We start from the raw sequence: 20,419 nt of genomic DNA on the forward strand, positions 1-20,419 counted from the left end.
TACCGACGTAAGAAGTTTACCAAGTTGTAACACCGAAGAATATCTCCGGCGGGGAGTCAGTCGTCGCTCTCTCGGTAGCCGGCGGAGGAGTCGTCGAGGCTGTGGACGGCGTCGGCGAGTCGCCGGTGGTCGAACCGCGAGGACGAAGTCCGCACGGAGACGGCGGTGACGAGTATCGAGACGACGGCGGTGCCGACGAACGCGGGGAGGAACGCGGGCGTCGGGAGGAGTTCGCCGAGGACGGGGACGGCAGACAGGGGGCCGCGGACCAGCGGGTTCGGGAAGAAGACGAGTCCGACGGCGAGGCTCGACAGGCCGGCGGCGAGTGCGCCCTCGCCGGTGACGCGCTCGGAGTAGAGCCCCGACAGGAGGGGGACGGCGACGGCGACGCCGAACAGGTCCGCCAAGAGGAACAGTTCGAGGACGCTCCGCGCGCGGAGGCTGACGTAGATGGCGGCGACGGCGACGACGACGGTGAGCGCCCGCGCCGACAGCGTCAGCGTCCGGTCGTCCGGATCGTTGAGCACCCGTGGCAGGTCCGTCGTGACGAGGCTGGCGAGGGCGTTGAACAGGGTGTCGGCGGTGCTCATCACCAAGAGGAGGGCGACGAGGACGACGGCGAGGGCGAACGTCTCGGAGAACGCCTCCGTGACGAGGACGAAGAAGGCGACGCTGGCGTTGTACTGGGCGCTCGCCGAGTCGGTCACGACGTCCACGTACCCGCGCGCGGCGACGCCGAACAGGCCCGCGACGAAGACGAGGACGAAGTTGACGAGGGCCGCGCGGCGGAACCCCCGCCGGAGCGTCTCGGAGTCCTCGGCGGCGTAGATGCGCTGCCACCACGTCTGGTTGACGAGTTCCGCGCCGAGGACGGCGATGGCCACCCAGAAGCCGAACTGGAGGCCGGTGAGGAAGCCGGGGTCCAAGAGGGAGGGGTCTGCGGCGGCGACGTTCCGGTGAACCGCCGCGGGGCCGCCGAGGGCGACGAGGGCGGCGACGGCGCTCCCCAACAGGAGCGGAATCACGAGGACGGCCTGCACGGTGTCGGTGAAGATGCTGGCGCGGAGGCCGCCGTAGCCCGTGTACAGCAGGACGAACGCGCCGACGAGCACCGCCGTCTGCCAGCGCGGCACCGCCGCGACGAGTTGGAGGGCGCTGGTGATGCCGGTGAGTTCGGCGGCGAGGAAGACGAACATGTAGGTGACGCTGACGACGAACACCAAGAGGTAGACGGCGGGGCCGTACCGGACGAGGGCGTACTCGGTCAGCGAGTGCCCTTCGGGCAGGAGTTCGCGGATGCGCGGGCCGAGGCGGGCGTACGCGAGCATCGGAATCGCCTCGCCGACGGCGTAGCCCGCGACGGCGGTGACGCCGCCGAACGCCGCGCCCGCCTCCGCCGGACTCAGGAGGATCCAGACGCCCATCACCGAGGCGACGAGCGTCGCCGTCATCGACCCCGACCCGACGCTGTTTCGCGCCGTGAGGAAGTCCTCGACGCTCCGGACTCGCCCCCGGGAGTACCAAAAGCCCAACGCGGTGAACGCCGAGAGCGTCAGGACGGTGAGTCCGAGCGCCGCCGTCGTGCTCACCACGCAACCCACCCCGCTCTCTCCGCGGCCGACCGTCGAACGTGTCGTTTCACGTGAGACGATACGCGAGATGGCGGTGATAAAACTTGGTAGTACAACCGGTTACTGCCCTACACCTCCCACGACTCCCGCCGCCACGCCGCGTCCCAGAAGCGGTACTCGTACCGCGCGGAGGTGAGGAATCGCTCCCGGTATCGCTCTCTGTCGGCCGCCGTCGACTCCTCGGCCACCTCGTCCATCAGGTCGAGACACCAGTCGGTGAGTTCCGTGAACTCCTCGCCCTCGTACATCTCTATCCACGCCGCGTACTGGTCGTGGTCCGGGACACCGTCGGCCGCGAGTCGTCGCGCCGTCTCGTTGAACCCCCACATGCAGGGGAGTACGGCCGCCACCGCGTCGCCGAACGTCTCCACCGCCGCCGTCCGGACGAGAAAGTCCGTGTACGCCCGCGTCGTCGGCGAGGGGTCCGTCGCCTCCAATTCGTCCTCGGAGATGCCGAACTCAGCGGCGTACGACCGGTGGAGGTCCATCTCCGTGTTCAGCGTCGAGTGGAGGAGTTCCGCGAACGTCCCCATCCGGTCGAGACGCCGCGCCGACGACGCCGCGAGGGCGAACGTCCGCCCGTACTCCCGCAGGTAGTAGTAGTCCTGTCTGACCCACTCCCGGAACGGGTCCTCGTCTAACGTCCCCTCGCCCAACCGTTCGACCATCGGGTGTTCGACGATGGCGGTCCAGATGTCGTCGGCCTCGGGTTCGAGTTCGTCGGTGAACGCCATTATCCCGGCGACGCAGGCGAGACACAAAATTATTACCGAGTAGTACAACTTTCAACTATGGCCGAACGCACTCGCCTCTTCTCACGCGCCGCGCACCGCGCGACAGACCGCAGACCGTCCGGGCGAGGTGGTTCGTGATGCGGACGCCCGCGCCCGACGCGCGGCCCGTCGCACTCACCGTCGCCGGAAGCGACTCCGGGGGCGGTGCGGGCATCCAGGCGGACCTGAAGACGATGGAGGCCGCCGGCGTCTTCGGGACGAGCGTCATCACGAGCGTCACCGCCCAGAACACCCGCGGCGTCTCCTCGATACACCCCGTGCCGACCGAGGAGGTGCGGGCGCAGTACGAGGCGGTGACCGAGGACTTCGACGTCGGCGCGGCGAAGACGGGGATGCTCGGCACCGCGGAGATGGTCGAGACGGTGACCGACTGCGTCGCGGACGCGCCGTTCCCCGTCGTCGTGGACCCGGTGATGGTCGCCACCTCGGGCGACAGACTGCTCGACAGGGACGCCGAACGCGCCTACGAGGACCTAATCGCGGCGTCGGCGGTGGTGACGCCGAACGCCGACGAGGCAGCCGTCCTCACGGACACCGAACCGACCGACGAGTCCGCGGCGCGGGAGGCGGGCGCGGCGTTGGTCGAGATGGGCGCGGAGGCCGCACTCGTGAAAGGCGGCCACGCCCCCGGCGAGGAGGTACTCGACGTTCTCGTCACAGAGGGGTCGCACGTCTCGTTCGCCCACGAACGCGTGGACACCGACGCGACGCACGGGTCGGGGTGTACGCTGTCGAGTGCGATAGCCGCGAACCTCGCGCGGGGGATGGACGCGACCGCGGCGGTCGATTCCGCCGTGGCGTCCCTCCAACGGGCCATCCGCTACCCCCTCGACGTCGGCGAGGGGCCGGGGTCGGTCCACCACCTCGCGACGATTCGCCACCGCGCGGCGCGGACGGAGGCGGTCGAGGCGGTGGAGGGCGTCGTGGACGAACTCGTCGGTGCGGGCGCGGGCGCGCGCGCACTCGTCCCCGAAGTCGGCTTGAACGTCGTCGGCGCGACGCCGTACGCGGAACGCCCGGACGAGCTCGCGGCGGTCGAGGGCCGAATCGCGCGTACGAAATCGGGCGTGCGGCCGAACCGGGGCGTCCGCGTCGGCGCGTCGAGTCACCTCGCCGCGTTCCTGCTTGCGGTTCGGGAAGTCGATTCGACCGCCCGGTTCGCGGCGAACTGCCGGTTCGACGACGACGTGGCGGACGCGATGGGTTCGCTCGGGTGGTCGGTCGCCCGCGTCGAGTCCGCCGACGGGGAGGAGTCGGGTCCGGAGACGGAGAGCGTCTCGCGGGGGGCGGTCCGTCGAACGCTCGAATCGGAGGGCGAGACGCCCGCGGCGGTCGTCGACGGCGGCGCGGTGGGCAGAGAACCGTTGGCGCGCGTCGTCGCCGCCGACGCGGGAACGCTCGCAGAGCGACTGACTTCGCTGGCCGCCGAACTCGAATCGGCGTAGTTCGACCCGCCGCGAACCCCTTCGCTTCCGGTCGAAAAACGGGAAACGGGGGCGAAGTTGTCCGCCGGATCGGCGCGGACGAAACGCACCCCCCGAGGGGTACCGAGGCCGCTATAGATTCGGGAGGCGAAGAGTTCCCGCGATGCCTCCGACTCTCCCTCAGTCGTCGCTCTCGTCGCCGTCGCCCCTCCCATCCTCGCCGTCGTTCGCCGCCGAGAGGCCGTCATCGCCGCGTTCGAGGGCCTTCGGCGCGTCGTGGTGGTCGGAGTAGCCGTCGAACCACCGGACGGTGCGTTCGAGTCGGTCCACCACGTGCGCCGGTTCGCCCGACCGGGAGAGTTCGTGCCCCTCGCGCGGGTAGCGCACGAGGCGCGTCTCGACGCCGTTCTTCCGCAGGAACAGGTAGAACATCTCGCCGTTGTTGACGGGGACGCGGAAGTCGTTCTCGGCGTGCATCACCAGCGTCGGCGTCGATACGTCGGCGGCGTGGGCGACGGGCGACTGCTCCCAGAGGAACTCCGGTTCGTCCCACGGCGTCGTGTCGAAGTCGCCCTCAATTAGCTTGAACGCGTCCGTCGAACCGTAGAACGACGAGAGGTCGTAGACGCCGCGTTGGGCCACCGCGCCGCGGAAACGGTCCGTCTCGCCGACCATCCACCCGGTCATGAACCCGCCGAACGAACCGCCGGTAAGGAAGACGTTCTCCTCGTCCACGTAGTCGCGTTCGCAAACGAGTTCGACGCCGGCCATCACGTCCGTCATCGTCACCTCGCCCCAGTCCCGTTCGATGGCGGTGGCGAACTCCTCGCCGTACCCGGTCGAACCGCGCGGGTTCGACCAGAAGACGACGTACCCGCGGGCCGCCATGAGTTGGAACTCGTGCCACATGGTGCCCGTGACGGACCACATCGCGTGCGGGCCGCCGTGAACCTCCACGACGAGGGGGTACGTCCCCTCGGGGTCGAACTCCGGCGGGGTCAGCACCCACCCCTGCACCTCGACTCCCTCCTCGGACTCGAAGCGAACCTCCTCGGGTTCCCGCACCTCGACGCGTTCGAGGTAGTCGGCGTTGACGCTCGTCAGTCGCCGTTCCTCGCCCTCGGAGAGACAGAACACGTCGCCGCGGTGGTCCCACTCGCTCTTGGCGACGGCGACCACCGAGTCGTCGGCCGGGCCGCCGACGGACACCGAGGTGGCGTGACCCTCGCCGACGAGAACGTCGGGGTCGGCGGACGCATCACCGGGCACGCGTCGCGCCACGTAGTCGCCCTCGTCGGGCGTGAGGAAGTAGACGCGTTCCTCGCTCGGCCCCCACGAGAGGCCGCCTTGGAGGGCGATATCGCGGTCTAAGTTCTCCGTGGGGACGAACTCCTCGTCGGCCTTCCGGTCGTACACCACCACGTCGGACTGCCGCATCGAGAGGCGTTCCTCGGGCGTCCGACCGAACGCGAGGCGACCGTCCGCCGTCGCGTCGAGGGCGAGTCCCCACGCCGTCGTCCGCGTCACGTCCTCCGTCTCGCCCGTCGAGAGGTCGTGGGCCACGATGTCGATGACGACGCTGTCGTCGGGTTCCGTGTCGCCCTGGTGACGCTTCACGCCGAAGTAGAGCGTCTCGTTGTCGCCCCACGCGGGCGAGACGTGGCCGTACTCCCCCTCGGTGAGTCGTTCGACGCGGGGGGCGTCGGCGTCCGCCTCCGCGTCCTCCCCGTCCCCCGCCTCGTCGAGGTGGACGACGTAGACGTGCGGTTCCGCACCGTCCTTGTACCGCCCGTGCTGTCGGTAGACGAGTCGGTCCACGACGCGGGGGTCGGGCGTCTCGCGTTCGTACTCCTCGCCGCCGAGGTTCGTATCGAGTCTCTCCTCGCGTTCCTCGGCCGTCGTGGACTGCTGGAAGGCTATCTTCGACCCGTCGGGACTCCACGCGACGTTGCCGACGCCGCCGGGAACGTCCGTCACCCGTTCCGCCTCGCCGCCGGAGACGGGGAGCACCCACAGTTGCGGCCGGTCGTCGTCCGCGCCGCGCGTGGAGACGAACGCCAGTCGGTCGCCGGAGGGACTCCACCGCGGTTTCGAATCGACGCCCTCGGCGACGGTGAAGCGCCGGGCCTCCCCCGTCCCGTCCGTCGGCACGAGGTAGACGGTCTGCTCGTACGATTCGTCGTCCTTCGGCACCTTTCGGACGAACGCGACGCGGTCGCCGTCGGGCGACACCTGCGGGTCTTCGACCTGCGCGACGTCGTGATAGTCAGCCGCGGAGATGCGAGTCATAGGCTGCCTTGACCGCCGCGATTGATAGAGTTACGTTACCCGGCGGAGAACGCCGGGACGTACGTCAGCAAATCCCACGAAGAAGTTGGCGGAACGTCATCTCGGCGGAGAGATCCTGAACATAATTAGTAATAGTATTATGTGCGGATATTCATCTCACGGCTATGTCTCGAAAACTGAATCGACGCGAATTCGTTGCGGCTGCGGGTCTCACTGGTATCGCCGGCCTCGCCGGATGTTCCGGTGGCGGTGGCGGCGAAGGGACCGAAGGCGAAGGGACGACCGCCGGCGGGGAGGCGACCACCGGCGAGGGAACCTCCGGCGGAGAGACCACCGAGAGCGGTGGCAGCACCGAGTCGCGCCTCTCGTGGCACGCGGGCGGCACGGGCGGGACGTACTTCCCCCTCTCGAACGAGTTCAAGTCGGTCGTCGAGGAGAACACCGACTACAAACTGCAGGTCCAGTCCACCGGCGCGTCCGTCGAGAACGTCGGCAGTCTGGCCCGCGGCGACGCCGACTTCGCCCTCATACAGAACGACGTCGCCTACTTCGCCGCCAACGGCGAGGGCATCGACGCGTTCAAGGGTAACCCGGTGAAGAATCTCCGCGGCGTCGCGACGCTCTACCCGGAGACCATCCACATCGTCACGCTGGCGAACACGGGCATCAAGAAGCCCTCGGATCTCTCGGGGAAGACCATCAACACCGGCGACCTCGGGTCGGGGACGCAGGTGAACGCGGTCCAGATTCTGGAAGCCCTCGGCATCAGCGACTACTCCGAGCAGAACACCGGCTTCTCACAGGCGTCGGACCAACTGAAGAACGGCGACATCGACGCCGCGTTCGTCGTCGGCGGATGGCCCGTCGGCGCTATCGAGGAACTCGCCGCGACGAACGACGTGCGCATCGTCCCCATTGAGGGCGAGAACCGCAAGGCCGTCAAGAACGCCGCGCCGTTCTACGCCGACGACGAGATTCCGTCCGGGACGTACGGCCTCAAACAGGCCGCCCCGACGGTGTCCGTGCAGGCGATGATCGCGACGAACGCCGAACAGCCCGAAAAGACCGTCAAAGAGGTCACCGCGGCCATCTTCGACAACGTGGACCAACTCTCCATCAAGACGGACTTCATCAGCAAGGACTCCGCCCAAGAGGGCATGTCCATCGACCTTCACCCCGGAGCGCAGGCGTACTTCGGTAAGTAATTCCCCGCGCCCCACCGCCTATCGTCTCGACAATGAACGGACGAACGCTCGGCCGGTTCGCTGCTCTCTTTCTCGTACTCGTCCTGACGGTAGGGGCGAGTGCGGCGGTACCGGGAGGTAACGTACTCGTCGTCAGCGACGCCGAAACCGGCGAAGAACTGCTGACCGTCCCCGTCTCCGACGGGACGACCGTCGCGATAGCGTACACTCACAGCGTCGAGAAGACGCAGGTGATAGACGAGTACACCGTCCGCGGCGACGAGTTGGAGATGACGCGGATGGTGTTTCACTCGTTCGGCGCCGGCCTCCCCGCCCGCGCGGACGTTCGACAGGTGAACGGGTCGTTCGTCTTCGACCCGCCGGGGTCCTACGAGGAGTTCTACGTCAAGCCCGGCCGCGTCGCCGGCCACGAACTCCGCGTCGGCGACGAGACGTACGACCTCGTGAGCCTCTCCGACGCGCGGAGCGTCCGCCTCAGCATCGAACAACGGTCGCTTCTGGACCGGGCCCTCCCCGCCTTCACACGACAATGACTGACACACACGACGACGGTCGGTCGGCCGACCGACGCATCGACGACGGAGAACGCGCGAGCGACTGCCGTTCGGACGAGCGTTCCGACGCCTCGACACCGGATGCGGGCGCGGAGCGGTCGTATCTGACCGACGGCGGACGAGACACCGACGACGCCGAAGACGCGGACGCCGACGCGAACGCGGACGGCGTGGACGCTGCGCCGGAGGGCGCGGCCACCGACGCGGTCGACGAGGAGATGTCCGAGGAGGAGGCCCAAGAACTCATCGAGGAGATAGAGCGGAAGCGCTCCTTCGCCGGGCCGGCGGCGGTTCTCGTCTCCGCCATCGCCATCACTTTCTCGCTGTTTCAGGTGTGGCTGGCCGCCCGCGGGTTCGAGTTCCGAGCCGAACTGCCGTTCGTCGGCGAAATCGACCTCGGCGCGCTCCAACTCCTGCAGGTCAACGCCGTCCACGTCGCCTTCGGCCTCATGCTGGCGTTTCTCCTCTTCCCCCCGACCACCGGCGACGGCGCGATAGCGCGCAGACTCGCCGCCGTCGTCCCCGCACTCCGCGACCGGTTGGGCGGCGACAACCCCGTCACCCGCGCGGCCGTCGGCGCGCGCGGCGTCGTCCGGTGGCTGGCGGTGGACCCGGAGCGAGAGCGCATCACGCCGATAGACGCGGTGTTCGTCGTCTGCGCCGCGGCGACGGCCGCGTACATGGTGCTCGAGTTCAAGGAGATTCAGCAACTGCGCGTCCTCGGCCTCCAGTCGGGCCGAACCGTCGCGGAGTACCTCGGCCCCGACGGCCCGTTCGCGGCGGTGGCGAACGTGATTCCGCTCGGCGAGATAGTGGGCGTCCTGCCGTTCTCGGACGTCGCCTACGCCTACGTCCTCGGCGTCGTGGGCGTCCTCCTCGTCCTCGAAGCGACGCGGCGGTCGCTGGGCGTCTACCTGATGCTCATCGTCGCGTCGTTCATCGTCTACGCGCGGTACGGCTACCTCATTCCGGGGAGCGCGCCCCTCGTCGGCGTCCTCTCCATCCCCGAGGGGTCGTGGGCGAACATCGTCCAGAACCTCTGGTACAACACCGAAAACGGGGTGTTCGGCATCCCGGTGACGGTGTCCGTGCAGTTCATCTACATCTTCATCCTCTTCGGCGCGTTCCTCGAGATGTCCGGCGCGGGGCAGTGGTTCATCGACCTCGCGTACGCGGCGACGGGGACGCGCCGGGGCGGCCCCGCGAAGGCGTCCATCCTCGCGTCGGGGTTCATGGGGACGATTTCGGGCTCGTCCATCGCCAACACCGTCACCACCGGCGCGTTCACCATCCCCCTGATGAAGAAGTCGGGCTACCGCCCCGAGTTCGCGGGCGGCGTCGAAGCCTCGGCGTCGTCGGGCGGGCAGATTCTCCCGCCCGTGATGGGCGCGGCGGCGTTCCTGATGATAGAGTTCATCGGCGTGCCGTTCTCCGACATCATCGTCGCCGCCACCATCCCGGCCGTCGTGTTCTTCTTCGGCGTCTGGGTGATGGTCCACCTCGAAGCGGTGCGCGCCGATATCGGCGGACTCGACGCGAGCGAAGTCGTCGCCGTGCCGAAACACCTCCGGAAAGGGTGGTTCTACCTCGTCCCCATCCTGCTTCTGCTGTACTTCCTCCTCGTCGAACGCCTGACGGTCGCTCGCTCGGCGTGGTACACGCTGGTCGCCATCATGGCGCTCATCGCCGCCGTCGCCGCGTACAACCGGCGGACGCGCGTCCCCCTCGTCGGGAGCATCGCCGCGCTTTTGCTCGCGCAGTTCGTCTCGTTCCTGCTGACGGGCGTCGGCGTCGTGGACGCCGCGACGGGCGGCGGGGACGGCGGCATGTCGCCCGTCGCCGCCGCCTCGGCCGCCGCGGGTGACCTCGGAACCGTCGTCGTTCTCGTGAGTCTCGCGTTCCTCGTCGTCCGCCGGCAGACCTACTCGCCGCTGATGGACCTCGACCCGGCGGTGGACGAGACGAGCGAGCGACTCTCTGCCGCCGTGCGCCGCCCCCGACTGGCGAACCTGAGCGCCACCCGGTACGTGGCGTTCCTCGGCAAGTCGCTCGACTCGGGCGCGCGGACGGCGACGGAAGTCGTCATCGCCGTCGCCGCCGCGGGCATCATCCCCGGCGTCGTCAGCGCGACGGGCCTCGGCCCGAACCTGACGGCCCTCATCAAAGCCGTCGCCGCGGGCTCCATCGTCCTGCTACTGCTGTTCACCGCCATCGCCTCCATCATCCTCGGGATGGGGATGCCGACGACGGTGACGTACATCATCCTCGTGTCGCTCCTCGGCCCGGCCATCGCCCAGTCGAGCGACATTCCGCTCCTCGCGGCGCACCTGTTCATCCTCTACTTCGGCGTCATCGCCGACATCACGCCGCCGGTGGCCGTGGCGGCGTACGCGGCGTCCGGCATCGCCCGCTCTGACCCGTTCAAGACGGGTATCGAGGCGTTCTCGCTGTCGCTCAACAAGGCCATCGTGCCGTTCGCCTTCGCGCTCACCCCCGGCATCCTCCTGCTCCGCGGGCGCGGCGCGGACGCGCGAGTCATCACGTTCGCCGACGTGGCCGACGTCGGCTGGTTCGTCCCTCAGGTGGTCGTACCCGTCGCGGGCGTGTTCGTCGGCGTCGTCGCCCTCGGCGTCACCGTCATCGGCCACATGTACGGACCGGCCGACCGCTCGGACCGCGCCCTGTTCGCGGCGTCGGCGCTGTTGCTGATGGCTCCGATGCTGGTTCTCAACGCCTTCACCGACCTCACCGGCGCGGTGGGCCTCTTGGAGAACTTCGGCGACCCGGTGGTCGTGGACGTGGCGATGCGCGCCGTCGGCGGCGCTATCTTCGGCGCACTCGTCCTCCAGAACCGTCGGAGCGCCGACGAGGAGGCCGAACCGACGGCCGTCTCGGCCGGCGACTGACGGCTCAGAACCGCCCGACGCCGAACTGCGAGACGTCCGTTTCGGGCGTCTCGCCCCGGACCGCCTGCGCGACCAGTTTTCCGCTGTACGGCCCGAGTTGGAGACCCGTCGGTCCGTGTCCGGTGGCGAGGTACGCGCCGGCGACGCCGGGGACCTCGCCCAAGACGGGGTGGCCGTCCTCGCTCAGCGGTCTGAGTCCGACGCGCGACGTTCGGAGCGACGCGTCCGACAGGCCCGGCGCGACGCGGAGCACCTCGTCGAACACCTCGCGCAGGCCCGCGACGGTGGTGTGCGGAGCGAACCCCGCGCCCGTCTCCCTGGTCGCGCCCGCGGCGACGCGGCCGTCGTCCCACGACACCATGTAATGGCTCCGGAACGGGCTGACGATGGGCCACCCCTCGGTGTCTTCGTCCACGTCGAGGTGGACTATCTGCCCCCGTTGCGGTTCGACGGGCACCTCGACGCCCAACTGCGACTCGAACGCCGCCGACCACGCGCCGCCGGCGACGATGACGTTCTCGGCTTCGACCGTCTCCCCGTCGGCGAGCGTGACGCCCCGAACGTCGCCGCCTTCGACGAGAATCTCCGCGACGCCCCCCTCGCGTTCGGTCAGGCCGTGCGCCCGTCCGGCGCGCCGGAGGGCCGCCTCGAACGTCCGCCCGTCCACGCGGGCGGCGTCGTCGTAGTGGAACGCGCGTTTCGTCTCCGCGAGGGGCGGAAACCGGGCTTTCGCCTCCTCGGAATCGAGCTCGCGTATCGTCCCGGGCGCGGGCGTCCCGTACTCCGCTCGCCGCTCGCGGACGAGTTCGAGCGTCTCGTCGTACGCGTCGGCTTCCGCGCCGTTCACGGCGACTGCGAGGAGTCCGCGCTCCGCGTACCCGTGGGGACCGTCCTGTTCGGCTTCGAGTGCGGGCACCAACTCGTCGTAGTACGCGACGGCCTCGACTGCGAATCGAACCCACGTCTCGTCGTCTCTGCTCGTCGTCGCCGGCGAGAGGATGCCCGCGCCGGCGTCCGTCGCGCGGCCCTCGTCGCGGCGGTCGACGAGGAGGGCGTCGGTCCCCTCGCGGGCGAGGTGGTAGGCGACGGACGACCCGACGATGCCGCCGCCGACCACTACCGCGTCGTATCTGTCTGTCACGAACGGGGCGAGGGAATCCGGCGACGTGAGTGTACCGCTCCCGGCGGTTCGGACGGGGGAGGAGTTACGAGATGTCGGCTCGACCGCTGGTGGCGCTTCTGATGCGGTCTCTCAGTTCCGCGCCGTCCGCGACGGGCACTTGAACGTCGAAGGAGACGTCCTCCTCGTACGCGGCGTCGAACTCGGCGTCTGCGCTCTCTAAGATGCCGCGGACGGTCCCGGAGTCGTCGTACTCGACGGCGACGGAGAACGTTTCGTGGGGCAGTTCCTCGACGACGCCCGCGTCTTCGAGTGCCTCCTTGACGCCGCGGGAGTCCGCCGACGCCGAGGTTCGTCCCGCCGTAGTAGCGCGTGACGACGGCGGCGACGTTCCGAATCTCCTGCTGGACGAGGACGTTCAGGGCCGGGTCGCCCGAGGACCCGGACGGTTCGCCGTCGTCCGAGGCGTACTCGCGGAGCATCGTTCCCGCACCGGCGGACGCTCCCCCCGCGGGGACGCGGTAGGCGGGCACGTTGTGCGTCGCGTCGGGGTGTCGCTCGGTTATCTCGGCGACGAACGCCTCCGCCTCCTCGACGGTGCTCGCGGGCGCGACGTAGCCGATGAACTCCGAGCCTCGTATCTCGAAGGCGGCCTCGCCGCGCCCGGCGACGGTGCGGTAGGCGTCGTCGTCGCTCATGCGTGGCGGTAGGCCCGCCATCGGTCAAAAGGGTTCGTACGCGTCGGCGGCTATCGGTCGGCCGGAAACGCGGACTTACGGGGCGGAGGGTGCTATTCGAGGCTATGCCCATTGACGGCGAAACGTTCGAGAGCGGCGACGAACGGCCCTCCATCGAGAACGAGATACTCCGCTTCCTGCACGGCAACCCGGAGGAGGCGTACAACGTGCGGGAGATCGCCGAGCGAGTCGTCGATTTGGGGCGGTCGGAGTCGAACGTCGGGGACGCGGACATCGAGGAGTTCGTCGGGTGCGCTCTCGACCTCGCGACGGTCAACTCGATCCTCGACAAACTCGTCGATAACGGGCGACTGGAGCGGCGCATCGTGGACGCGGGGCGGGGAAGAAGAAGCTACTACCGGGCACCGTAAGCTGAGGGTCCCGGTTCCGAGACGGGGGACGCGACGTTGCGGGCCGACGCGACTCAGGCGATGGATATCTTCCGGACGAACTCCAGAGCGGAGAGTTCGTTCAACAGGTCGCCCGGCAGGGGTTCGTCGGTGACGATGTACAGCTTCGGTTCGTTGGTGAACTCGGGGTCCTCGCTTATCGTCTGGCGGATGGAGATGTCGCGCGCCGCGAGTCGGGACGTGACGTCGGCGACGATGCCGGGTTCGTCGGCGTCGCCGACTTCGACGGTGAGCACCGAGAGGTCCAACACGGGCGCGAGGTCCATCAGGCTCGGGATGGAGGAGATGTTCTGGAAGATGCGGCGGAGTTCCTCGTCTTCGAGAATCGCGCTCGTCGTCGAGTCCACGACGCGGCGGTCCACGTCGATCTCGCGCGCGATGCCGGTGTTCGGAATCTCGATGCCGCCGGAGACGACGCGCCCCTCGTCGTTGACCGAGAACCCCCGTTCGAGGAGGAGTCGGATGACAGCCTGTTGGCTGGGACTCCCCTCGAACTTCTGCATGATTTCGTCGAACATCCGTCGGCGGACGTTCGCGGCGGGCGGCTTTAATTCTGTACCACCGAGAACGGGCGACGGCCCGTCTGCCGGGGCTTTAATCCGTCCGACGGCGAGAGGTGGACGTGCCCATGCGCCAACTTCGCTCCTGCGACTTCTGCGGCGCCGACGCCGACGGCGTCTACGAAGTGCTGCCACCGGAACTGTCCCCCGCGGAGGGCGAACAGCGTCGCGTCGTCCTCTGCGGCGACTGCTCTTCGACGCTCGAAGCCGTCCTCGAACCGCTCCTCGACCGTCTCGGCGTCGAGAGCGGCGGAGGTGGCGGCGAGGACGGAACCGTCGGAAGCGGCGACGGCGACGGGCGCGACGAAACAACCGACTCGCTCGGGTCGAACTCCCCGATGGTGGCGGGCAGAGACACGGACGACCAACTCTCCGCGGAGGCGTCCGACGACTCGCCGAGCGAACCCGCGGCGACGGCGGACGCGGCGTCCGACGACGCGACGGCGGACGCCGAGACGGCCGGCATCGCCGACGCGACGGACGAGGAGGCGGGCGAATCCCTCCAAGCGGCGGGGGGCGACGACGCCGGCGAACGCGGGGCGACGGGGACGGACGAGGGGGAAGACACCTCCTCGGCGGACGAGGAACCGCCGCAGTTCCGGAAGGTGATGCGCCTCCTGAACAACCGCGAGTTCCCCGTCGAACGGGCCGAGGTGGAGGAACTCGCCGCCGGCGCGTACGACTTAGACGACGACCACGTCCGCGACATCATCGACTACGCCGTCGAACGCGGCGTCCTCGCGGACGACGGCGGGACGCTCAGAAAATCCTGACCGCTTCGTTTCGGCCCACGACTACAGTTCGCCCTTGGTGCTCGGCGTGTCGCTCCGCCGGGGGTCCACGCGCGTCGCGTCGTCGAGCGAACGCGCGAGCGCTTTGAACAGCGCTTCCACCTCGTGGTGGGCGTTGACGCCCGACACCTCCGCGTGGAGCGTCAACCTGGCGTTCATCGCGAGCGAGTACGCGAAGTGCCGGGCCATGTCGCTCGTGAATTCGCCGATTCGGTCCTGCGAGAACTCCCCTTCGAAGCCGAAGTACGGCCGACCGCTCACGTCCACGACGACGCCCGCGACTGCCTCGTCTAAGGGCACCTTCCGGTCGGCGTAGCGGACGATGCCGCGCTTCTCACCGAGGGCCTCCGCGAACGCCTCCCCGAGGACGATGGCCACGTCCTCGACGGTGTGGTGGTCGTCCACGTGCAGGTCGCCGTCGCACTGGACCGTCAGGTCGAACAGGCCGTGTTTGGCGAACGCTTCGAGCATGTGGTCGAAGAAGCCGAGTCCGGTGTCTACGACGGCGTCGCCGTCGCCGTCCACGGCGAGCGTCAGGTCTATCGTCGTCTCCGCCGTCTCCCGCGAGACGGCCACCGTGCGTTCCGCGGCGTCGTCGCTCATGCCTCCCAGTTCTCGCCCTCCCGTATGACGATTGCGCTCGCGGCACTCGGTTTTTCGACGGGTTCGACGCTCGAACGCCCGGAGGGGACGAGAGACGTCCGATTCTGGGCGTCGTACTCCCGGTAGATACCGAACCTCGTCAGACGGCCGTCTGCCGGATATTAATTGGGGACGCGCACAGAGGGGCGGTATGGCCATGCGCTGGAAGGGGGCGGCGGTGGCGTTGTACACCCTGTGTCTCGGGAGCCTGCTGCTGTTCTCCCGGTCGGGCACGGAGACGGCGTTAGGTGTCGCGCTCATCGTCCTCGCGTCCGCCGCCGTGGTGACGGCGGTGACGAACCGGTCCGCGGACGGAGTGCGACGCGACGGGCGCGGACGCGGGACGCGGCGGGAGTGAACCCCTCCGTTTCCGGTCGAGCGTCCGCCCGCGAGAGCGTCCGACAGCGTCGCATCCCCGCAGAGAGCGTCTGACGTAGATCGATACGGGGCGGAGCGAGCGCTCGGATATGGGTCCGAAGCGGGCGGTGCTGACGGGAGTGACGTTGCTCGTGAGCGTCCCGTACATCACCTCGGCGACGCTCTCGGACGTCGGCGTCGGCCTCGTCGTCGCGGGCGCGGGCGTCTACGCGACGGCGGAGTTCGTCGCCGTCGCATCGCCGAGCGACTCTCGTTCTGACCGCCCGTTCCTCGAACGACTTCGGCCCCGTACTCTGACTTCTTACTCGGACTCCCCGGCGGCGGCCGCCGCCTCGCGGAGCGTGAACGTGCCTTCGTAGAGCGCGGTTCCGACGACGACGGCGGCGGCACCGGCGTCCCGCAGGGCGCGCACGTCGTCGAGTGAGGCGACGCCGCCCGAGGCGACCACCGGGATGTCCACCGCCTCGACGACGCGCCTCGTCACGTCCGTCTGGACGCCCTCCATCCGCCCTTCGACGTCCACGTCGGTGAACAGAATCGCGCCCGCGCCGAGTTCCTCGTACCGACTCGCGGCCTCCGCGGGGTCGAGTCCGGTGCTCTCGGTCCACCCGGAGACGAGCACTTCGCCGTCCTTCGCGTCGAGACTCACCATCGCGCGGCCGGGGTAGTCGTCGCTTATCTCCTCGACCAACTCGGGGTTCTCCACCGCCGCGGTGCCGAGGATGACGCGTTCGACGCCCCGTTCGAGGAGGTTCGCCGCGTCGTCGGCGGTTCGGATGCCGCCGCCGAGTTGCACCGGCACGTCCACGGCGTCTACGACGGCTTCCACCGCGCCGGCGTTCTTCCGTTCGCCCTCGAACGCGCCGTCCAGATCGACGAGGTGGAGCGTCTCCGCCCCCTCGCCGACCCAGCGCTCTGCGGCCTCGACCGGGTCGCCGTAGCGCCTCTCGGTGCCGCGTTCGCCCTGCACCAACTGCACGACTTCGCCGTCCTGCATGTCCACCGCGGGGACGACTTCGAACGAGGGAAACGCCTCTGTCATGGGGAACCCTCCTCGTGCGCCGCGCCTAAAGGCTCCGGAGGCGGCGGAACGAAGCGGTGGTACCACGGGATTGACTCACGTCCACTTTTCCGCGCCGACGGTTCGCTCCCGTCCGTCAGAACGCCGACCGGTCGGACGAACCGATAACTCGACACCGAAAAAGGTCACTGTGGTTCGGAACGGCTTTGTCGCCGGGCGAACCAGTACCCCACGATGAAACTGTTCGGTTCGAGTGGGACGCGAGGGGTGGTCGGCGACGGCCTCTCCCCGGAGTTCGTCCTCCGGGTGGCGAAGGCGGCAGGGACCGTCTGGGACACCGACCGCGTCGTGGTGTCGCGCGACACCCGGACGACGGGGGAGATGCTGTCGAACGCCGCCGAGAGCGGACTGGCCAGCGTCGGGGTGGACGTCGACCAGCTCGGCGTCGTCCCGACGCCGGGCGTCGTCCGCTACTGCGAAGTCGAGGAGGTGCCGGCCGTCGTCATCACCGCCTCGCACAATCCGCCGGAGTACAACGGCATCAAGCTGGTCGGGTCCGACGGCGTCGAACTCTCCGTCGCCGAACTCGAACGCATCGAGAACCACATCCTCTCGGAGCAGTTCTCGACGGCGACGTGGGACGAAGTCGGCCACGTCCGAACCGTCGAGTCGGCCAACCGCGAGTACGTCGAGGACCTCCTCTCGTCGGTGGACCGAGAGAAGATAGCCGAGGCGGACCTGACCGTCGCCCTCGACCCGGGCCACGGCGCGGGCGCGCTCACCAGCCCGGAGTTCTTCCGCGAACTCGGCTGCGAGGTCGTGACGGTCAACGCCACGCCGGACGGCACCTTCCCGGGCCGCAACTCCGAACCAGTCGGGAGCGAACTGGAGGACCTCTGTCGCCTCGTGAATGCCGCCGACGCCGACGTGGGTATCGCCCACGACGGCGACGCCGACAGGGCCGTCTTCGTGGACGAGAACGGCGAGTTCATCCCCGGCGAGTCGTCGCTGGCGGCCCTCGCCGCCGAGAACTTATCGGAGGGCGACACGACGGTGGCCGCCGTCAACGTCTCGCAACGACTCGTGGACGTCTGCGACGAGGTGGGCGCGGACCTCGAACTGACGCCCATCGGCGCGACGAACATCATCACGCGCATCCGCGAACTGTGGGCGCGCGGGGAGTCGGTCCCCATCGCGGGCGAGGGCAACGGGGGGATATTCTTCCCGAACTTCCGCCTCGTCCGCGACGGCGCGTTCGTCGGCGCGAAGTTCCTCGAACTCGTCGCCGACACCCCCGCCAGCGAACTCGCCGCGCCGTACGAAGACTACCACAACGTCCGCGTGAACCTGGAGTACGAGACGGAGGCGGAACTGGAGGCGATGCTCGACGCCGCCCGCGAGTACGCCGAGAACTCCGAGGCAACGCCGAACACCACCGACGGCTACCGCCTCGACTACGGCGACGCGTGGGTATTGGTCCGCCCCTCCGGAACCGAACCGAAAGTGCGCGTCTACGCCGAGTCCAGTGACCTCGGACGCGCCCAAGAACTCGCTGACGGGGCGGAGGCCGCGCTTCGCATCGCTCTCAACTCAGTTCGCTGAACAGACTGCGAACCCGCTCGATACGGTCTCTTTCTCTCTTTCTCGACTCCGTCGAAACCGTGAGAGACGGATTGGAACTGCGCACCGGAGAGAGGGGGACACTCAGCACGGTGAACGCGTTCGATTCGGGTCTCCGCGTCCCGCAGGCCGGTACCTGCGAGCGCAGAGCAGATTATCGGCGGTTACGACGGCGAGACCCGGTCGAACAGTCCCGGATAATCGACGACGAGTCCGTCCGAGTCGACCGGTAACTCGGCCGTGAAGCCGCTGGATACGCTTTCGTAGCGATACCGTCCGCCGTCCTCGTCGATCGGATCGAGGCAGGTGTACCTCTGAGAGGCGGCTTCGACGCGTAGTTCGGGCACCGAGATATATGCGACCTGCACCTCGGCTGACTCGTTCTGGCCGAGTTCCAAACGTCGAATCGGGAGTGTGTTGCTGAACGGCGTTGCCGAAATATCTACGTCGATGCACCCACGTAGCGCCGATACCTCCGCTCCTCGACCATCGGTCCATCGGCCTTCCCCATCGGCCCGAAGTGTCATCGATTCCGGTTCCTGGCCGAGGGTGGTAACGTCCACTCTCCGAGTGTGATACCGGCGGTCGCACTCGACTTCGTAGCGGGCGCGAAACGACGTACCATCGACCGAACCGACGACGACGCCCTCAGCAGCGACACCTGCTGAGTCCTCGATGAGATGGAGAGATTCTATCCCGACCCCTGCGGCCGGTGACCAGAATACGTCTCGGTTCATAACCGGATACTGCTGCGGGCGCAAATAGTCGTATCTTTTTGGACACTACGCTCTCTGTACCTACCGGCGTGGTGCCGTTCCATCCGAACCACCCACCGTGCTGCACGCGCGCGTTCTATCCAGCACGACCGCTGATACCGACCACCCGATCGAGGGGTTCGTCGAACCTCCGGAAGCGACCTCAAAGGCTGATGATGCCGAACAGAAAGCAGAGCAGGCCGAGAAACAGGAGGACGGCCCCGCGCTCTATCGACACGTCCTCGACCGGATCGTCGGATGCCTCCTCGCGTTCGTCCGGGGGTAAGAGCCACGCCGTGGGGTCCTCTTCGACGTCGAGGCGCGCGGCCGCCCGGCGGGTCCGCAGCGCTCTCGTCGCGTAGAACAGACACACTGCGCCCGCGACGAACGCGGTGGCGGCGACGACGACCACGCGTCAGTCCTCGTCCGTCTCGTCGAGGGCCGCCGCGAGGCGGGCGCGCGCCTCCCGGACGGCTTCCAGTTCCGTCTCGACGGCCCCCGACCGGAGGCGGGAGAGTTGCTCGTCGGTCACTTCGCTGCGGGCGCGCGCGGCGGTTCGGAGGCGGGCGTAGTCCTCGCGGTACGTCAGGTCCCGCACGCGGCGCAGGGTGACGACGGTGTCCTCGGAGGCGAACCGATCGAGGAGCGAGATTATCTCGTCGGCGCGGCGGCGGAGAACCTCCGCCCGCGGCGGCGGCCACGAGACGACGAGGGGGTCCGCGCCGAGTCGTTCGAGGTACGTCCGGTGGACGGCGACGGACGTCTGAAGCGCCGCCGCGTCGTCGACGTAGTGGTCGAGTTTCGACCCGGAGTAGCCGGTGTACTCCAGCAGTTTCGGTATCGGGTGGTCGCCGCCGGGGTTCTCGCGCACGTACGCGAGGACGTCCCGCGGCGGCGACTGGAAATCGACCAACGGGTACGACTCCGCCGTCGCCGGCAGGTCGAGCACTTCGCGGGCGGGGGCCTCCTCTTTCCACGTCTGAAACTCCTCGCGGACCGACTCGGCGTACGCCTCGATGGGCTCTCCGAGGCGTTCGACGGGGGCGTCCAAGTCCGCCTCGCCGAGAGCGACCAGATCGGCCAGTTCGTCGACTCGTTCGTCTAACTCCTTCAGTCGGAGGGCGGCGTCGCGGCGCGCCGCCTGCAGTTCCTCGCGGGCCTCCGCGCGCCGTTCGAGGAGTCCTTCGAGTCGGGCCGCCGGTTCGAGGTCACCGCGCGCGCCGTCGAAGTCGCGTGCGCGGAGTCGCCTGCGGTCCATGCGTTCGGCGGCGGCCTCGAACGCGTCGCGGACGGGCACGTCCTCGGGGAGGTCCTCGACGAGGCCGAGGAACTCGTCTTGGAACCGCACGTACGCCTGAAAGTCGCCCGTGCCGGTCGCGGAGTCCTCGTAGTCGTCGAGGAGCGTCGTCGCTCGTCGGTACGCGCCGACCGCGCGGTCCACGGCGTCCTCGCCGTGGTCCGCGATGTCGGACTCGACGTCGTCCACGGCCGCTCTCGCCTCGCGGAGTCGCCGAACGAGGTCCGAGACGTCGGGGTCGGTCGCCCCGTCCTCGCCGGCGTCCGCCGTTGTGGCGTCTGTCAT

The 20,419-nt window shown here is 68.7% G+C and carries 19 protein-coding genes and 1 pseudogene; 9 read left to right on the forward strand and 11 right to left on the reverse strand.

Going from position 1 to position 20,419, the window contains the following annotated elements:
• Positions 1 to 56: 56 nt before the first annotated feature.
• On the reverse strand, positions 57 to 1,592 hold the full coding sequence (locus tag ACZ522_RS10925) for a sodium:solute symporter family transporter (protein WP_379699696.1): 1,536 nt from the start codon (positions 1,590 to 1,592) through the stop codon (positions 57 to 59).
• Positions 1,593 to 1,699: 107 nt separating this feature from the next.
• Complete coding sequence (gene tenA, locus ACZ522_RS10930; RefSeq protein ID WP_379699694.1) at positions 1,700 to 2,365, reverse strand: thiaminase II; 666 nt, start codon at positions 2,363 to 2,365, stop codon at positions 1,700 to 1,702.
• Positions 2,366 to 2,502: 137 nt separating this feature from the next.
• Here tenA and thiD point away from each other — a divergent pair, with 137 nt between their 5' ends.
• Positions 2,503 to 3,870 carry a bifunctional hydroxymethylpyrimidine kinase/phosphomethylpyrimidine kinase gene (gene thiD, locus ACZ522_RS10935; RefSeq protein WP_379699691.1) on the forward strand — a complete coding sequence of 456 codons (1,368 nt, stop codon included), beginning with the start codon at positions 2,503 to 2,505 and terminating at the stop codon, positions 3,868 to 3,870.
• Positions 3,871 to 4,029: 159 nt separating this feature from the next.
• Here the strand turns inward: thiD and ACZ522_RS10940 are convergent, their stop codons facing one another.
• The gene (locus ACZ522_RS10940) at positions 4,030 to 6,138 is read right to left on the reverse strand and encodes a S9 family peptidase (protein ID WP_379699688.1); all 2,109 of its coding nucleotides are present in this window, start codon (positions 6,136 to 6,138) and stop codon (positions 4,030 to 4,032) included.
• Positions 6,139 to 6,302: 164 nt separating this feature from the next.
• Here ACZ522_RS10940 and ACZ522_RS10945 point away from each other — a divergent pair, with 164 nt between their 5' ends.
• From ACZ522_RS10945 to ACZ522_RS10955, 3 genes are read left to right on the forward strand one after another with little or no spacing between them, the layout of a single operon-like run.
• Positions 6,303 to 7,343, forward strand: coding sequence for a TAXI family TRAP transporter solute-binding subunit (locus ACZ522_RS10945; RefSeq protein ID WP_379699686.1), 1,041 nt, complete (start codon positions 6,303 to 6,305; stop codon positions 7,341 to 7,343).
• Between the two features lie 32 nt (positions 7,344 to 7,375).
• Positions 7,376 to 7,876 carry a DUF1850 domain-containing protein gene (locus ACZ522_RS10950; RefSeq protein WP_379699684.1) on the forward strand — a complete coding sequence of 167 codons (501 nt, stop codon included), beginning with the start codon at positions 7,376 to 7,378 and terminating at the stop codon, positions 7,874 to 7,876.
• Positions 7,873 to 10,803 (forward strand): TRAP transporter permease, encoded by a 2,931-nt coding sequence (locus tag ACZ522_RS10955; RefSeq protein ID WP_379699682.1) that lies wholly within the window; start codon positions 7,873 to 7,875, stop codon positions 10,801 to 10,803. Before ACZ522_RS10950 ends, ACZ522_RS10955 begins: the two co-directional genes overlap by 4 nt.
• A 4-nt stretch (positions 10,804 to 10,807) precedes the next feature.
• On the opposite strand, the gene ACZ522_RS10960 is transcribed toward ACZ522_RS10955, so the two are convergent.
• Entirely contained in the window at positions 10,808 to 11,944 is a 1,137-nt protein-coding gene (locus ACZ522_RS10960) for an NAD(P)/FAD-dependent oxidoreductase (RefSeq protein WP_379699680.1), read from the reverse strand.
• 64 nt (positions 11,945 to 12,008) lie between these two features.
• Positions 12,009 to 12,621 (reverse strand): annotated as a pseudogene (locus tag ACZ522_RS10965) (IMPACT family protein).
• 104 nt (positions 12,622 to 12,725) lie between these two features.
• On the opposite strand from ACZ522_RS10965, the gene ACZ522_RS10970 reads away from it, so the two are divergent.
• Positions 12,726 to 13,031 (forward strand): hypothetical protein, encoded by a 306-nt coding sequence (locus ACZ522_RS10970; protein ID WP_379699678.1) that lies wholly within the window; start codon positions 12,726 to 12,728, stop codon positions 13,029 to 13,031.
• A 53-nt stretch (positions 13,032 to 13,084) separates the two neighbouring features.
• On the opposite strand, the gene ACZ522_RS10975 is transcribed toward ACZ522_RS10970, so the two are convergent.
• Complete coding sequence (locus tag ACZ522_RS10975; RefSeq protein WP_379699675.1) at positions 13,085 to 13,588, reverse strand: amino acid-binding protein; 504 nt, start codon at positions 13,586 to 13,588, stop codon at positions 13,085 to 13,087.
• Between the two features lie 110 nt (positions 13,589 to 13,698).
• Here ACZ522_RS10975 and ACZ522_RS10980 point away from each other — a divergent pair, with 110 nt between their 5' ends.
• Entirely contained in the window at positions 13,699 to 14,403 is a 705-nt protein-coding gene (locus ACZ522_RS10980; RefSeq protein WP_379699963.1) for a hypothetical protein, read from the forward strand.
• A 21-nt stretch (positions 14,404 to 14,424) separates the two neighbouring features.
• Here the strand turns inward: ACZ522_RS10980 and hisB are convergent, their stop codons facing one another.
• Positions 14,425 to 15,024: an imidazoleglycerol-phosphate dehydratase HisB gene (gene hisB, locus ACZ522_RS10985; protein ID WP_379699673.1), complete on the reverse strand. Its 600-nt coding sequence runs from the start codon at positions 15,022 to 15,024 to the stop codon at positions 14,425 to 14,427.
• A 190-nt stretch (positions 15,025 to 15,214) separates the two neighbouring features.
• Here hisB and ACZ522_RS10990 point away from each other — a divergent pair, with 190 nt between their 5' ends.
• Together ACZ522_RS10990 and ACZ522_RS10995 are read left to right on the forward strand one after the other, a co-directional pair.
• Positions 15,215 to 15,421 (forward strand): hypothetical protein, encoded by a 207-nt coding sequence (locus tag ACZ522_RS10990; RefSeq protein ID WP_379699671.1) that lies wholly within the window; start codon positions 15,215 to 15,217, stop codon positions 15,419 to 15,421.
• Positions 15,422 to 15,530: 109 nt separating this feature from the next.
• Complete coding sequence (locus ACZ522_RS10995) at positions 15,531 to 15,800, forward strand: hypothetical protein (protein ID WP_379699668.1); 270 nt, start codon at positions 15,531 to 15,533, stop codon at positions 15,798 to 15,800.
• On the opposite strand, the gene hisA is transcribed toward ACZ522_RS10995, so the two are convergent.
• Entirely contained in the window at positions 15,743 to 16,483 is a 741-nt protein-coding gene (gene hisA, locus ACZ522_RS11000) for a 1-(5-phosphoribosyl)-5-[(5-phosphoribosylamino)methylideneamino]imidazole-4-carboxamide isomerase (protein WP_379699665.1), read from the reverse strand. The two genes, ACZ522_RS10995 and hisA, sit on opposite strands and share 58 nt — an antisense overlap.
• 213 nt (positions 16,484 to 16,696) lie before the next feature.
• On the opposite strand from hisA, the gene glmM reads away from it, so the two are divergent.
• Entirely contained in the window at positions 16,697 to 18,064 is a 1,368-nt protein-coding gene (gene glmM / locus ACZ522_RS11005) for a phosphoglucosamine mutase (protein ID WP_379699662.1), read from the forward strand.
• Positions 18,065 to 18,246: 182 nt separating this feature from the next.
• On the opposite strand, the gene ACZ522_RS11010 is transcribed toward glmM, so the two are convergent.
• The 3 genes from ACZ522_RS11010 to ACZ522_RS11020 form a co-directional block, all read right to left on the reverse strand.
• On the reverse strand, positions 18,247 to 18,819 hold the full coding sequence (locus tag ACZ522_RS11010; RefSeq protein ID WP_379699659.1) for a putative glycolipid-binding domain-containing protein: 573 nt from the start codon (positions 18,817 to 18,819) through the stop codon (positions 18,247 to 18,249).
• Between the two features lie 181 nt (positions 18,820 to 19,000).
• Positions 19,001 to 19,249 carry a hypothetical protein gene (locus ACZ522_RS11015; RefSeq protein ID WP_379699656.1) on the reverse strand — a complete coding sequence of 83 codons (249 nt, stop codon included), beginning with the start codon at positions 19,247 to 19,249 and terminating at the stop codon, positions 19,001 to 19,003.
• A 3-nt stretch (positions 19,250 to 19,252) separates the two neighbouring features.
• The gene (locus tag ACZ522_RS11020) at positions 19,253 to 20,419 is read right to left on the reverse strand and encodes a DUF7118 family protein (RefSeq protein WP_379699654.1); all 1,167 of its coding nucleotides are present in this window, start codon (positions 20,417 to 20,419) and stop codon (positions 19,253 to 19,255) included.

Source organism: Halopelagius fulvigenes (genome assembly GCF_055398025.1).